The sequence below is a fragment of the Paenibacillus sp. AN1007 genome (assembly GCF_040702995.1).
GTDB lineage: Bacteria > Bacillota > Bacilli > Paenibacillales > Paenibacillaceae > Paenibacillus.
The window spans coordinates 2,561,317-2,575,557 of record NZ_CP159992.1; the positions used below are offsets into that span (position 1 = coordinate 2,561,317).

Below are 14,241 nucleotides of genomic sequence, written 5' to 3' on the forward strand. Positions count from 1 at the left end.
GAACGAAACTTCGGCAAAATCGGCTTCCTTCAGCGTTTTCAGACACACCCTAAAAAAACGCTATATCAGCGGCTTTAATAAGCTTCTCTGGATTACTCTGTTCTTACATCATTCTTCAAAGAAAGCCTTTGGCCTGCATAGGCGGCGGCACCAATCATGCCTGCCTGTCCTCCCAGTTGGGCCTGCTTAATTGTACAAGCGCCGGAAGACAGCTGTAATGTATGCTTCTGAACCGTATCACGAACGGTATTTAGAAGTCGATCTCCAGCTGCCGACATGCCGCCGCCAACGATAATCATCTCTGGATTGAACAGATTGATGACGTTGGAAAGACCGAAGCCTAACAGTTCTCCTGTCTCATGCATAACTTCTACAGCAAGCGGATCCTCAAGATCGTACGCATTCGAGATCAGATGAGCTGTAATTTGGGTCTGATCTCCCTTCACCCAATCCTGAATTATACTGGTTCGGCCTTCACTCAGCTTATCCGTCAAAGTTCGAACCATCCCGATGGCTGACACGTATCTACCTAAACAACCAGAGCTTCCGCAGCGGCAGGGACGTCCCTCTCTATACATATTCATGTGCCCGATTTCGCCTGCACTGGATGTTGTCCCATAGATTACTTTTCCATCACTGACAATGCCGGACCCCAGCCCTGTACCTAAAGTAATCAATACCAAGTTGCGGTAACCTATCCCTGCACCAAATAACCATTCACCATACAGATTTACACGCACGTCATTGTCGATAAAAACAGGAAATGAGAAATATTTATTCATGTGGTCTACAACTTGAATATGTTCCCATCCGGGAAAATTCGGTGAAAATATTGACAAACCCGATGCCGGATTCAACAAACCAGGCACGCCGATTCCCATACAGTGGACCGAATCTGGATGGATCCCCTCGGACAACATCATCTCTTGGGAAATCTTCACCATTTTATTCAATACGTGCAGCGGTCCTTTATCTGCTTCTGCGAGATCACTTCGCTCGTGGATTTTGTTAAATTCCCTATCGAAGACAGCCGATTTAATATTAGTGCCGCCCAGATCAATGCCGATCATATATTTACTCATGCCAGATCTCCAATCTTGACTAGTGTGGTAACAGTACTATTGACCCATGATAACAGAACCAAGGACAGATACAACCAAAAATATGTCGTTGTTAGAAACGATTATTCCCATCGCCGCATGAGTTGTTCCAGCGGTCCGCGGCTGTGATGATTTTTCCAATAAAACGAAAATACCGCAGCTGCAGCGTAAAATATGAATGCATAGATTGTTGAAAACACAATGCTGCCATTTTCCAATAAGCCAGTTAACTGAAGTGGAGCAAGTCCAACCATGATATGCGCGACATAGTGTGTAAGAGAAAGCTGTCCTGTACGGATGAACGTTTGAACCCACCTGCTCTCCCTCCACCTCTCGGCAGCCTGAATGCAGATCATGAGTACTGTAAGTGCTGATGCAGCTGCAGCGAAGAAGTACATCAGGTTAGGCGGCATCGGTTTTGTACCGAATAGATATCGGGCGCCTTCTGAGCTTAATAACGGTGTGAGTCCTTTCATCATATAACGAGAAACCATTTCCATGAATACAGCAGCAGCTGCTGCGATGAGAAGGAGACGAGTTCTTGCTTTTTTTCGTGTCAACCAATCCTTTCTGCCCAGCCACATGCCCAAAAGAAAAAATGCCAGCCACGGAAAAACAGGATGGAATCCATTAAACAGCAAATTCCGAGTAAAGCCGGATAACGTCCATACATTTTCATATTCATGGTAATTCGCCGACCAGCCGATGCTGTAGTCCAGAAATAACAACTGGAAGATGGTCACAACAAGGATGCCTGCAGCTCCGAGAAGAAACTTTCGATCCGTAGACTGCAGCAGCAGCGCCGCCACCGCCAAGAATACTGCGTAGTAATGCAGAATATCTGCACTCCAGCCAATTGCAAGCAGCAGCATGCCTGTTACAAACAAAAATGCCGCTCTTCGATACAGTGTTTTTTGTGCCGTTAGAATCAGCTCACGTACACCCGAAGCTCTCGCCTTGGCTGTCATCAGCGAAACCCCTATGCCGGCAAGAATAACAAACAGCGCAGAAGCGCGCCCCTCCAGAGCTTCGGTTACCTTCTGCAGCCATACGGGTCCGGCATCTTGTGCATTCATCGCCAGCTTGTAATTGACCAGAATCATACCGATAACAGCGAGTGCTCTGGCCAAGTCCAGTCCGAAAATCCTTTCATTTGATTGATAAATGTTCATATTTTAACTCCCTCCGATCCACCTCTATGATGTTTGCCACTGTGTAAATACAACATGAAGCATAAGGCTTGGGACAGACCTAAGGTCAAGTCATATCATTTTTTTATCTCCGGCAATCTAAAAAAAGGTGCACAACTATAACAAAAAAGCCGCTTTAGTGGCGGCCTCTTGTTAATTCTATGATTTTACCTACGTACTCTTGGGCAGTTTATTCAAATTAAGTCGACTTATTTTGCTGTTGTCAGTCATAACATAGACAATGCCTCCACCCTCATACACAAACATGGGATCAGAGCTGCTGAGTTCAGTGATATCCACCGTGTGAAGCAGTTTTATTTGGACTGATGCCGAGGCGGTCGTTTGATAGATCGATATTTTGGAGTCCTCCACAAGCATTACAGTTCCATCTCCAGCGGTCTGATACGTTTGAGCTGAAGCGGGAACAGTCTGCATGACGCCTTTACCGTCGATCATAAAAAAGCTGCCATTGGACCGAATGCCTGTGAATCCGTTCGAAAATACGCGTTTTGACACAGCAACCGATGTTGTCGAGTCTTGATAATAGCTCACATCGTTTATTTTCCTGCTCCATATCACTTTGCCGCTTGTTGTCTTCGCTGTAAAGCTGGTCACGTTGTTATCCAAATTTTTTTGGAAGTGAAGCAGCCCGTCAGAACCGAATCCTGAAAAGACGCCTTCTTTAAAATCGAAATTGTACTGAAACTGCTGCCTCATATTGAAATCATAAAACTTCATCCGGCTGGACGTTTTGCTCGTGCTGTTAATCGTTTGAAGCAGACCATTGACAAACCCATTATAAATGGATGCATCCCAATTGTTTTTGCCCAAGAACTTGCCCTCTGGACTATACCGATAACTGGTCACCCGCTCAGAAGCGGTTTCCAGATATATAAACAGATTACCGTTCGGCATAACGGAGACCCCGGACATGGAACGAATCTTTTCATCAAAATACTTCGTCCACAGCACTTTTCCATTCGCATGATAAGCAGTCAGGCGCTGCTTCTCAATGCCTGATCTGTTTTTCACAGGTGTAAGAATATAAACCGTACCGTTTGGAGCAGTCTGTGCATATGTACCAAAAAAGTTAAAGCTCATGTTACTTCCTGCTGTATAAGAGGTCTTGGATAACAGCTTTCCTGTCTTCTTGTCCAGATTAAACATCTGATTGTCTATACTCATAAAGTGCAATGCCTGATCTGTGATCCGGACGTTACTGTCTGACATGTAGCTGTGCTCCTCCGGAACAAAAAATGTCCAGTCTGGATCGGGCAGCTTCTTAGACGTGCCAGCAGAAGCCGTTCCCGTAAGTATGCTGCTGAACAGCATGATGATGAGCAGAGGTACCCATCGTTTGACGTGAAGCAATAAGATCACCTTCTTCATTTTAATAAACGACATCCCATTATCGTCATTTGTGCACTCTTCCGTTTCATCATACTGTATTTTTCAACCATAAACGACTGAATAAATAGTGCATATCATGCTCTTTATTAAATGCCTTTGTGTCTATGCACAAATCAAACCTATGATGTTATGTTATCTGACATTTTTGTTTGACTATCCTCCATAATCATGTTACATTTTCAAACATAAGAGAGGATTGGAAAAAGATTACATGGATTTATGGTGTTATTCCTCCTCCATTTATCTCGTACAAAGGGGCTGCTTCGTATGCATTTAACTGTACAGGAACGTGAAAAGCTGCTGATGTATCTGGCTGCTGATATGGCCGAAAAGCGATTGAAGCGAGGCGTTCAGCTGAATTATCCTGAAGCCGCTGCTTATATTTCAGGGTTTGTTGTAGAGGGTGCACGTGATGGAAAAACAGTGAAGCAGTTGATGGAAGAAGCTCGTCAACTGCTGACCGCGAATCAGGTAATGGATGGTGTTGCCGAACTGCTGGGTGAAGTTCAGATTGAAGCTACGTTTCCAGATGGCACGAAACTGGTGACGGTACACGATCCGATTGCTCGTACAGAGGGTGCGATTATCCCGGGTGAGTATGAATTTGCAGATGATCCGATTGTGCTGCTCCCTGACCGCAAAAGGATTACACGTTCCGTGACCAACACTGGAAGCCGGCCCATTCAGGTCGGGTCACACTTTCATTTCTTTGAAACAAATCCTTCTTTATCATTCGACCGGGAAGGCACCAAAGGATATCGTCTGGATATCGCTTCTGGCCTCTCTGTTCGCTTCGAACCTGGAGAAATGCATGAGATTACGCTGGTTGAGATTGGCGGCACCAAAGAAATCTACGGGTTTGCCGGTTTAACAAACGGGAGGGTTGACTCATGAACACAATAGATCGCGCGACGTATGCAAGCATGTATGGTCCCACGACAGGAGATCGGATTCGGCTCGCAGACACCTCGTTAAAGATTGAGATCGAGAAAGACTTTACCGTGTATGGAGACGAGTGTGTTTTTGGCGGCGGTAAAACGGTTCGGGACGGCATGGGCCAGCATCCATTGGCAGCCCGGGACGAAGGCGTTCTGGATACGGTCATTACCAATGTTGTAATTGTGGATACGTGGGGAATTGTCAAAGCCGATATTGGTATTAAGGATGGGTTGATTCGCGGGATCGGCAAAGCAGGAAATCCGTATATGATGGACGGTGTCGATCCTGATATGTATATCGGTGTGGGGACTGAGGTCATCTCGGGCGAAAATCTGATTGTGACGGCAGGTGGAGTCGACAGCCATGTGCATTTCATCTCTCCACAACAAATTGAAATTGCACTGCAGAGCGGCGTTACCACGATGATCGGCGGAGGATCGGGACCGGCTACGGGTACACTCGCGACCAACTGCACATCTGGTGTGTGGCATATTGAACGCATGATGCAGGCACTTGATTCATTGCCCATGAATTTTGTGATGCTGGGTCGGGGCAACAGTTCCAGACCTGAAGCGTTAATGGAACAGGTGCTTGCAGGCGTCGGTGGACTGAAAATCCATGAAGACTGGGGAAGCACCCCCTATGTCATCGACAAATGTTTAAGTGTCGCGGAGCAGTATGATATTCAGGTCAATATCCATACGGATACACTGAATGAAGCCGGATATGTGGAAGACAGTCTACGTTCGTTCAATGGTCGTGCAATCCATACCTATCATACGGAAGGGGCAGGCGGTGGTCATGCACCAGACTTGCTGCGTGTTGCTTCCATGCCCAATGTCCTCCCTTCCTCCACCAGCCCAACCATGCCTTACACTCGTAATACGATAGATGAGCATCTGGATATGCTGATGATCTGCCATCATCTCGATCCCAAAATCCCGGAGGATGTAGCCTTTGCCGCTTCACGTATTCGGGAGACAACGATTGGTGCGGAAGATATTCTGCATGATATCGGTGCAATCAGTATGACCAGCTCGGATTCACAGGCGATGGGTCGCGTCGGTGAGGTGGCGATCAGAACCTGGCAGACAGCTGATAAAATGAAAAAACAACGCGGTTCGCTTCCCGGCGATCATCAGGCCGATAACCAACGCGTCAAACGATATATCGCGAAATACACCATTAATCCTGCTGTTACACATGGCATATCCCAATATGTAGGCTCCATTGAAGTTGGTAAAATGGCGGATCTTGTGCTCTGGAAACCTGCATTTTTCGGAACGAAACCGGAACTTGTCATCAAAGGCGGCATGATCATTCATAGTGTCATGGGAGATCCGAACTCCACCATCTCTACGCCGCAGCCCTATATGTACAGACCGATGTTTGGCAGTTACGGTAAAGCGCGATCTGCAATCTGTGCATCCTTTGTATCTCAAGCTTCTATTGATGCGGGAACGCTGTCTTCTCTTGGACTCACCAAATCATTGAAGCCTGTGAAGGGCTGCCGTGCCGCCAGTAAAAAAGATATGATTCTGAATGGTGAAACACCAACCATCATGGTAGATCCGACCAATTACACGGTATCTGTGAATGGAGAAACATTACGCTGCCTTCCGGTTGACGAGCTTCCGATGGCACAGCGTTATTTCTTGAGTTAGATTGCGGATTTTTGGAGTAAGAATGGAGATCGCTGCTGAAATCGTTCAATGGCTTACCTGATAAAATCCCTCCACCCGCATAGCGGGTATTTTTTGTTTCGCGCGTTTCACGCACTCAACTGGCTAAAGCCATAATGAAGAAGCCCAGCTGACATGAGCTGAGCTTTTTCTTGTTTTTTTCACCGTACGCTCAAGAACATCATCGAATAAAGCCGCCTTCGGAATGAAGAACCTGACCGGTGATCCATGCCCCAGCTTCACTAACGAGAAAATCAATGAGGTTAGCTGCATCCTCGGGTGTTCCAATACGCCCTAGCGGGAATTGAGGTAAGAGAAAATCACGAATGGAGTCATCCATCCAGGTTGTATCTGTCGGCCCCGGATTTACGGCATTTACTGTGATGTTCAATGGTGCAAGCTCACTCGACAACGACTTGGTGAAGGCGGAGATAGCCCCTTTCGTCGCAGCATATGCCAGTTCTCCAGGCATGGGTGATATATCCTGTCCAGACGTCATGTTGATAATCCTGCCTGAGGTCAGCTTGGATTTTTCGAACTCACGGGCAAATAGTGTGCTTAACAGAAAAGTAGATCTCATATTAACGGCGTAGTGGTCGTCCATCAGTGCAGCGTCAAAGGACTTGTAGTCGGTATTGACACCATAAGCAGCATTATTGATCAATATGCAGGGAGTTCCCATCTCCTTCACTGCACTTGCATATACTTGCTGGGGTGCACAGCGATCTGAAAGATCGATCTCGATGGATGCACAGCGAACTCCTGAATTTTCAATTTCCTGATGAAACGCAGTAATATATTCGGGATGAGCCTTCCAGTATGTGAAAAATATATCAACATCTCTGGAAGCCAGCTTACGGCAAAAGGCACTTCCCATATCCCTGGGGTCACTGGCACCCGTGATGATCGCAACTTTTCGTTGATTTTGTGTCATCGTCCCACCTCTATTCATGAAGATAAATTAGCGCATTTCCTCATAATTATAGATGATAGAATGGATTAAACAACCCATGATGTTGAATACAAAGTCTCCTATGCAAACTATTGTGAAATGCAGCGGCCTCTGACTTAGAAAGAATAGCGGAACAGACCGTAGTAAAGTGGGCCGAGTGTGATGATTAGGGTGGCGATCATCCACCATCTTCTCTTCCACATCGATATTTCTGGCATAATTTCTTCACCGTTGTGGTCCTTCAGGGACATTGCAAAAAATATTTCCCACAGTAAAGCTGCCAAAGTAATAACTTTCCAAGTGCCCGGATTTAGCATTTGAATCTGTTTGACGTATCCCAATAGTCCAATCCAGGTAACAACGGACACAACAAAATCGATTTTTCCGTGTCTTGATCTATACTTTCCTTTTAATAAATAACCGAGAGATGCTGTTCCGAGTAATCCAAGATAAATTGTCCATAACCAGTTGATCATATAACTTCCTCTTTGTTGTCTAGACATTTAATTATTTTTTGTTTGGCCTGCTCATACCCTGCTGCATTATAGGTGAAGCTTATCATTATGTATAGCGGAAAATGGTTCCAACACTAAACTCTGAGCAGTCTGTCTATGCTGTTCGTTTATTCCAATAGGCACTTTAGTATGGTTTAATAGATCGTATTGATGAATTGCTTTTGTAAAGGGGGACCACCGTTTGATGAACTTATATGGCGCTCATCATCATATTCTAGTGCATTCGGATGCCATTGATGCAGAGGCACACCAACATTCGTTTATCCAAGTCACACTTGCTTTGGAAAGTCCCTTACAGATTGAAGTTCAGGAGCAGCATATAAGTACAGAAGGGATCGTGATTAACTCCAATACGGCTCATCTTTGCAGGGATCAGGTCAGCCCTTGTTATTACTTTTAATCGACAGCACGTCCAACATCGCAGCCGCATTCAAGCGATATATGAGCAGACAAGCATATGCCCATCTTCCTTCATTAAATAGTAAAGAAATCGCGGTATACATTAAAACACAGCTGCCCTCGGTTCATAATGCAGCAAGTTATGATTTGTTTTTGGAGAGACTCATGACTCTTTTAACCTGGACTACACTCAACCTCTGGTGACGGATCAACGAATCAGCGAATTGATTCAAGACATTAAAAATTGCACCGAGTCGGAGCACTCTATCCGTACTTATGCAGAAAAGTTTGGTCTATCGAACAGCAGGCTTTCGCATCTGATTAAAGAGAATACAGGCATATCTCTTAGCGGTTATATGCTGTTACATAAACTGCACAAAGCATCCTATCTGATTTTCGAGGGAAAAAGCATTACAGAAGCAGCATTGGCGGCTGGATTTGATACCCCCTCCCATTTTGCCAATACGAGTAAGAAATTGCTCGGCATGACTGCCAAAGATATTCGGAAAGGCAGCGTGTTTTTGCAAGTTTCTTCCCTGTACTGACGATACAATGACTGCAGGAGGAGCTCATCATGATCCACTATCTCGAGCAGACGAAATTATTAAATTATAACCATTCCGCCATTCAAGGCTTGATCCGCAGTCGTCAATGGAGTTCACTCTCTGTTAAGAATCAGATCCTCAGCGTTTATAACTATGTTCGCGACGAAATAGAGTTTGGTTACAATCGCAGGGATGATATTCCGGCTTCAGAAGTGCTGCAGGACGTATATGGCCAGTGCAATACCAAAGGCATTCTTTTTATGGCTCTATTGAGAGCTCTTGGAATTCCCTGCCGAATTCACGGGTTTACCATTCATAAGCAGCTGCAGAAGGGGGCGATGAACAGCTGGTACTATCGACTTTCGCCGGATGAGATTATTCATAGCTGGATCGAAGTAATGTATAAAGGGGACTGGTTAAATATGGAGGTTTTTGTTTTGTTTTGTTTTGTTATCGATCTCCCTTATCTGAACAAACTTCAGCAAAAGTTTAAACCGTGTTCCGGTTCTTTCTGCGGTTACGGTGTTGCGACTGACGATGTTCAGAATCCAGCTGTCTTTTGGGATGAAAATGACACCTATGTGCAGAAACCAAACAAAAATACGGAACGATTCAGCAAATTCTCTGTTTCGTTCCGTGTGAAAGTTCGTATTAATCCATGTTTACAGGCTCGATCACTTCGAATAAAAATGGATTACCGTTTAAATATTCTCTTATGTATGCTTGGGCATATTTTTGTTCATCGATTAAACTGGCTGTTTCTCTTGGGTCAGATGCTTGATGACAGTAATTCTCGATCATGATCATAATGAAAAAACATTCCAGATCCCGAGTATAGTCCGTTTCCAACTTCCTACTACGCTCATAACCTTGGATAAGCATCCATCGATGTTTTGGCCAAAGCTCCAACATGGTGCCTGCCATATCGTATAGATAATATCCGTACCCACATCTTCCAAAATCAATCGGATAAGGCTGATTATCGTTAAAAACCATGTTTCCGGTATGTAAATCAGCATGAATGAGCCCATAGTTATGTTCACTTGGACGCATAGTTGTAAGTTGGGATACAACCTTCTCAGCTGCATCTTGATACAACTTCCATGCCTCTTCGGATAAAAAATGTTCATGGCAACGTTCCAACTTAGCTAGTTCACGTTTAAAACTTTCTACTCCCCAAGTAGGTCTTACAAAATCAGAAGGTGGATTGAAGTCCTTTGCTGCTTCATGGAGCCTGCTTATTAATACACCCATATGATATGCATGACTATCCGTAAATTCACCTTTTGCTTTTTCACCCTCGATCCACCGCATCATCGTTACATAAGGACGTCTATATCCTATATCTGTTTCGATGTCCAATACATAAACACCATCACAACTTGGTATCCCTTCGGGTACATTTAGATCTTTCGATTTGTTCAGTGCTTGTAACAGCAGGAGCTCCGAACGAATTTCCTCTCTGCTCAATCGGTCCGAATGAATGCGAAGTAAATAATGGTCAAGGGTACTGGTTTCAATTTTATACGTGATCGAATCAGATAGTTGTATAAACTCGATTTTATCCCACTCTATGTCATACTGTTGAATTGCTGATAAAGCAGCTTTCCTTGCTCGGATGAATAACGCCCGCCGTTCTTCATCCGTATCAAATCTAAAAAAATCTTTCATTTGCTATCCCCCTGCAATGTTCATGAAGTAAATCAACTACTTCTCTTATAAGTTATTGTAACGATCGTAAAATCTTAATAATATGTAATAAACAATTTAAACTATGCTGTACACAAAAAAAGTCTTATACCTAATAAACAATAAAATATGTTATTAGCTAGCATTTGCATGAGCACAAAAAGCGGAACGAAGCGTCACCTAGCGATGCCTCGTTCCATTTGAATCGGGTCTACTGAATCGAAAATACTTCTTTTTTCAATAATGCTTCTGGTTTCTGACCGATCGGATCACTGTGGAAGTAATCACGGATTACACCGTCATGCAGATAGTTGGCGATGGACACCATAATCATGCCTTGATCCAGTGCCAGATAAGCTTTGGCCACTTCTTTGGTCTCCAGATTGATGGAGTCATATAAGCCGTATTTGCCCATCATGTTTAACTTCTTCAATGTTTTGATGTTTTTGCGTGCCTCTTCAGGCACATAATCCAGAGCAAGGAACGTGGCGTGAGCAGTCACCGTTGCCCCATCCTTATAACCCGAGATACCGAGCGGTGTCGCTGCGAACTCACTATATCCGGTAGGTGTTGCAGACGGGGAGAATCCCCAGGCAGCATACCCTTTTTCTTCGGCATATTCAATCTGCAGCTGGGCATGACGTTTGTTGTTTAATCCTAAAGCTTGCGTACCCAAGTCTTTTTCATTGATTACCAGACCCGGCATCAGTCCTTCAAACATGCTGCCGCCCCAACTAGGGACAAACTTTTTACCTTTATACTTATAACTTCCTTCGAAAACATCGACCCCATCATAGTTCACTGTGTGACCCTGCGGAATCTGAGACTGCCAATCCCATTCAAGAGGCATCGTCCGGTACATCTTCCACCAATGCTCCTGAGGAACATCCCCCTTGCCGATCGCAATGTAACTTGCTACACGTGGTTCCGTATAGAAAGTGCCGTAGTGATGCTCTGTCAAAGCACCTTTAGCGGCATCATAACCGCCATGGAATTGCCCCACTTCCGGATCGTACAGCGTTGTATAGTTCATCTGGTTGACGAGTGCACTGGTCTGTTCATTCAATTCTTTATGAGCCTGACCAACCACGATCAGTCCCGCGGATAACCAGCCGTTATCGACTTGTGATATAAATTGCCCCCAATCTTTTTTGACGGAACCATCGTCCGTGTTGTACCAGTTGTAATAAAGTCCATTCCATTTATCCATCTTCTCCAGCGTGTTTAGTGTTGTTTTCAAACGGGATACGGCTTCTTTCTTCGAAAGGAGTCCCATCTGCTCTGCGGAGACGGTACTCATCATATACATCGCAATGTTTGTTGGCGAGGTGCGCTTGGCTTCTTCGATCCCCTTCTCCTTCATTCGGACCTCATCATACGTCAATCCGGTTTTTGGATCGGTAAAGTCTTCAAAGTACTTGTACGTTTTTTTGGCAACCGCTTTCAATTCTGGTTTGAAGCCCGTCAGCTTGCCTGAATCATGTGCCGATATAACAGGAGTGAAAGCTGTACTGGCAAACAAACAAAAAGTTAAAATGAGTCCTAACCTTTTTACAATATTCATCTCTTTTCTCCTTTCAAAATCGAATTCGAAACGTTTCGTATTTTATGATAGCATGACTGTGCATATTTGGTAAATAATAAAATGAAAACCCTTACTTTAAAAGAGTGATGGCGATTTTCAAAAAAATGATCAAGATTCGAAACGTTTCATAATATGATCTTCGTAATGATCCATTTATTCGTAATTATATTTCATATCAAAAAAGCCGCTGATTTCAGCGGCTTTCATTGAATATAACTTCAAAGTAAATTTATAGCGAAACAGTATGCGTCCTACTCATACCGTTGAACGGAACTAATTTCCCTCTAACGGTCAACTGTTTTCACAAAACAACAGGCTTCATCAGCCCGTCCTCTCCAAAAAAGATCGGATCAATACACACTTCCCGGTGATATCCTTTGCCGGTAGAGAAACGGGACAGCGGCGTCACAAAGCGATGATAGGCTATATGATACTGATCCGTCCGAGGATCATGAATAATACAGTGATGGCCTGTTCCGAGCATGCCTTTTGTCACATTTTTGCTTAAAACCGTGTAGTGATAGGTAACTGGGCCGTACAAGCTTTCCGAGGTACCATAATTCACATGATAATCTTCACTTCCGGTATCATCACAGGACCATGTGAAGTGATACAGCTCATCACGTTTTAACACCGTTACAGCCTCTCTGAACTCATGCAGTCCTTCCAGATTTCTCATCGTTTCTTCGCGCACATGGATCATATCTTCATCAAGTTCCACAATCGCTGCATGCCCGTTCCCAAACAAGAGGTACATGCTCCCATCCTGCTCGGCATAGATTGAAGGGTCGATCGCCTGGCCCATCGTGATGCCAAGACGTCTTAGTTGGTCCATCGTTATTAAAGGCTGCGGCTCAGCAAGAAAAGGACCGGTTGGCGAATCGGCAGTGGCGACACCAATTGCACTTTCCTGGTTGGGCATCTTACCGCAGAAATAATAGTAATACTTGTTGTTCCGGCTGGCGATTGCTGGTGCCCACGCGTTTCCGATGGCCCAAGGTACATCATCCGATGCCAGATCAAGAATCACTCCTTCGTCCTGCCAATATCGCAGATCACTGGAGGAGAAAACCTTAAACTGTGTGCCAGACCAGCTCTCAAAACCATCGGTGGTAGGAACCATGTAATAGCGATCGCCGAATTTCGCCACATCGGGGTCCGCATACTGACCAGCCAGTACTTGATGCCCATCTCCGTAAGCTGTCAGCAGGCGGCTGCATTCTTCCACGGTGATTGGCAGGACACTGCCATGCCGCTTGTGCGCCGCACCCATATCAAACTCATCATCTGGAACCATTCGGAAATCTCCACTGTCCAGACTGCTTGTCAGCAGTGGAAGATAGCCCTTCCCTTCTGCGAAACGGTCGACGATCAGGCACCACTCTTCCCGATCATTGAATTTAAAGATCTGAGGGCCTTCAACTCCCAGCAGCGCTTCCAGCACAGGGGCATGGAGTGGTACGAACGCATCCTTATCCAGTGAACTCCCTTTTTCGACGCGAATATTTTTGGTTGTTTCATCTTTGGAATAGCGATAATACGAACCGCAAGAAGCAAGAATCGTTGTATCAATGATATGATTTTCCCGTTCTATGTACTTTTCCGCTGGAGTAAAGGTGCGGAAGTCCTTGGTACGTGCACTGTATATTTTTTGCTTGCGTTCAGATTCATGCGCTTCCTGTGTGGCAGAAGCCCAGAATACAAGAAACTCGTCTGTTTTTTCATCATAGACGGCTTCAGGAGCCCACACACATCCTGCTCCCTCAACGCCAACCGTAACGGTCCAAGGCGAAGACCATGTGATGAGATCGCTGGATTCCCAGACAACAATGTCCCGGCTGCCTGCATGAACCGCCGTATCCCAGCCTTTACCGTTGGCTATTCGCAGATCGGTAGCCATCAGATAAAACTTGTTTTCCCGAACAGAACGAATGAGAAACGGGTCGCGTACACCCTGCTCACCAAGATTCGAACGCAGTACGGGTCTGCCCCCATTCAGGTCCTTCCAATGCAGACCATCCTCGCTGTATGAGAAGTAAATCTGCTCTCCGTCCGACTGTTCCCCGATAAAATGCACAAAAAGATATCCTGCATAAGTTGTGTCTGTATTTAACAAAATCAAGAACCTCCCTGCAATCACTTAATAATCAATTCCACAAAAAAAGAAAGCGCTTAACTTAACTTGTATCATACTTCAAATCTACCAAAAGGAGTAGGGAAATTTGCTGCTGCTCG

At 44.9% G+C, this 14,241-nt stretch carries 12 protein-coding genes and 1 pseudogene; 5 read left to right on the top strand and 8 right to left on the bottom strand.

Features of this window, described 5'->3' with window-relative positions; all coding sequences use genetic code 11:
• Window positions 1-92 precede the first annotated feature (92 nt).
• The 3 genes from ABXS70_RS11385 to ABXS70_RS11395 all read right to left on the bottom strand — a co-directional run bounded on the left by ABXS70_RS11385 (window position 93) and on the right by ABXS70_RS11395 (window position 3,679).
• Entirely contained in the window at window positions 93-1,082 is a 990-nt protein-coding gene (locus tag ABXS70_RS11385) for an ROK family protein (protein ID WP_366295889.1), read from the bottom strand.
• 101 nt (window positions 1,083-1,183) lie between these two features.
• Window positions 1,184-2,272: a heparan-alpha-glucosaminide N-acetyltransferase domain-containing protein gene (locus ABXS70_RS11390; protein ID WP_366295891.1), complete on the bottom strand. Its 1,089-nt coding sequence runs from the start codon at window positions 2,270-2,272 to the stop codon at window positions 1,184-1,186.
• 189 nt (window positions 2,273-2,461) lie between these two features.
• Window positions 2,462-3,679 (bottom strand): hypothetical protein, encoded by a 1,218-nt coding sequence (locus ABXS70_RS11395; RefSeq protein ID WP_366295893.1) that lies wholly within the window; start codon window positions 3,677-3,679, stop codon window positions 2,462-2,464.
• Between the two features lie 288 nt (window positions 3,680-3,967).
• Here ABXS70_RS11395 and ABXS70_RS11400 point away from each other — a divergent pair, with 288 nt between their 5' ends.
• Window positions 3,968-4,594: an urease subunit gamma gene (locus ABXS70_RS11400; RefSeq protein WP_342556132.1), complete on the top strand. Its 627-nt coding sequence runs from the start codon at window positions 3,968-3,970 to the stop codon at window positions 4,592-4,594.
• Window positions 4,591-6,303 (top strand): urease subunit alpha, encoded by a 1,713-nt coding sequence (ureC, locus tag ABXS70_RS11405; protein ID WP_366295895.1) that lies wholly within the window; start codon window positions 4,591-4,593, stop codon window positions 6,301-6,303. The genes ABXS70_RS11400 and ureC overlap by 4 nt, the downstream gene beginning before the upstream one ends.
• A 199-nt stretch (window positions 6,304-6,502) precedes the next feature.
• Here ureC and ABXS70_RS11410 read toward each other — a convergent pair whose 3' ends face one another.
• Window positions 6,503-7,255 carry an SDR family oxidoreductase gene (locus tag ABXS70_RS11410; protein ID WP_342556130.1) on the bottom strand — a complete coding sequence of 251 codons (753 nt, stop codon included), beginning with the start codon at window positions 7,253-7,255 and terminating at the stop codon, window positions 6,503-6,505.
• Between the two features lie 134 nt (window positions 7,256-7,389).
• The gene (locus ABXS70_RS11415) at window positions 7,390-7,749 is read right to left on the bottom strand and encodes a hypothetical protein (RefSeq protein ID WP_342556129.1); all 360 of its coding nucleotides are present in this window, start codon (window positions 7,747-7,749) and stop codon (window positions 7,390-7,392) included.
• 220 nt (window positions 7,750-7,969) lie between these two features.
• Here ABXS70_RS11415 and ABXS70_RS11420 point away from each other — a divergent pair, with 220 nt between their 5' ends.
• From ABXS70_RS11420 to ABXS70_RS11430, 3 genes and pseudogenes are all read left to right on the top strand, one after another.
• Window positions 7,970-8,188: a hypothetical protein gene (locus ABXS70_RS11420; protein WP_342556128.1), complete on the top strand. Its 219-nt coding sequence runs from the start codon at window positions 7,970-7,972 to the stop codon at window positions 8,186-8,188.
• A gap of 199 nt (window positions 8,189-8,387) precedes the next feature.
• Complete coding sequence (locus ABXS70_RS11425) at window positions 8,388-8,732, top strand: AraC family transcriptional regulator (protein WP_342556127.1); 345 nt, start codon at window positions 8,388-8,390, stop codon at window positions 8,730-8,732.
• A gap of 29 nt (window positions 8,733-8,761) precedes the next feature.
• A pseudogene (locus tag ABXS70_RS11430) lies at window positions 8,762-9,148 on the top strand (transglutaminase-like domain-containing protein); the annotation flags it as partial.
• Window positions 9,149-9,383: 235 nt separating this feature from the next.
• Here the strand turns inward: ABXS70_RS11430 and ABXS70_RS11435 are convergent.
• The 3 genes from ABXS70_RS11435 to ABXS70_RS11445 all read right to left on the bottom strand — a co-directional run bounded on the left by ABXS70_RS11435 (window position 9,384) and on the right by ABXS70_RS11445 (window position 14,122).
• Complete coding sequence (locus ABXS70_RS11435; RefSeq protein WP_342556126.1) at window positions 9,384-10,403, bottom strand: phosphotransferase; 1,020 nt, start codon at window positions 10,401-10,403, stop codon at window positions 9,384-9,386.
• Window positions 10,404-10,632: 229 nt separating this feature from the next.
• The gene (locus ABXS70_RS11440) at window positions 10,633-11,985 is read right to left on the bottom strand and encodes a glucoamylase family protein (RefSeq protein WP_366295899.1); all 1,353 of its coding nucleotides are present in this window, start codon (window positions 11,983-11,985) and stop codon (window positions 10,633-10,635) included.
• 322 nt (window positions 11,986-12,307) lie between these two features.
• Window positions 12,308-14,122: a family 43 glycosylhydrolase gene (locus ABXS70_RS11445; protein ID WP_366295901.1), complete on the bottom strand. Its 1,815-nt coding sequence runs from the start codon at window positions 14,120-14,122 to the stop codon at window positions 12,308-12,310.
• Window positions 14,123-14,241: the final 119 nt, after the last annotated feature.

Bases quoted from the DNA above. Each gene is read 5' to 3' on its own strand.
- ABXS70_RS11385 (WP_366295889.1), bottom strand. From the start codon at position 1,082: ATGAGTAAATATATGATCGGCATTGATCTGGGCGGCACTAATATTAAA.
- ABXS70_RS11390 (WP_366295891.1), bottom strand. From the start codon at position 2,272: ATGAACATTTATCAATCAAATGAAAGGATTTTCGGACTGGACTTGGCC.
- ABXS70_RS11395 (WP_366295893.1), bottom strand. From the start codon at position 3,679: ATGAAGAAGGTGATCTTATTGCTTCACGTCAAACGATGGGTACCTCTG.
- ABXS70_RS11435 (WP_342556126.1), bottom strand. From the start codon at position 10,403: ATGAAAGATTTTTTTAGATTTGATACGGATGAAGAACGGCGGGCGTTA.
- ABXS70_RS11410 (WP_342556130.1), bottom strand. From the start codon at position 7,255: ATGACACAAAATCAACGAAAAGTTGCGATCATCACGGGTGCCAGTGAC.
- ureC (WP_366295895.1), top strand. From the start codon at position 4,591: ATGAACACAATAGATCGCGCGACGTATGCAAGCATGTATGGTCCCACG.
- ABXS70_RS11400 (WP_342556132.1), top strand. From the start codon at position 3,968: ATGCATTTAACTGTACAGGAACGTGAAAAGCTGCTGATGTATCTGGCT.
- ABXS70_RS11415 (WP_342556129.1), bottom strand. From the start codon at position 7,749: ATGATCAACTGGTTATGGACAATTTATCTTGGATTACTCGGAACAGCA.
- ABXS70_RS11440 (WP_366295899.1), bottom strand. From the start codon at position 11,985: ATGAATATTGTAAAAAGGTTAGGACTCATTTTAACTTTTTGTTTGTTT.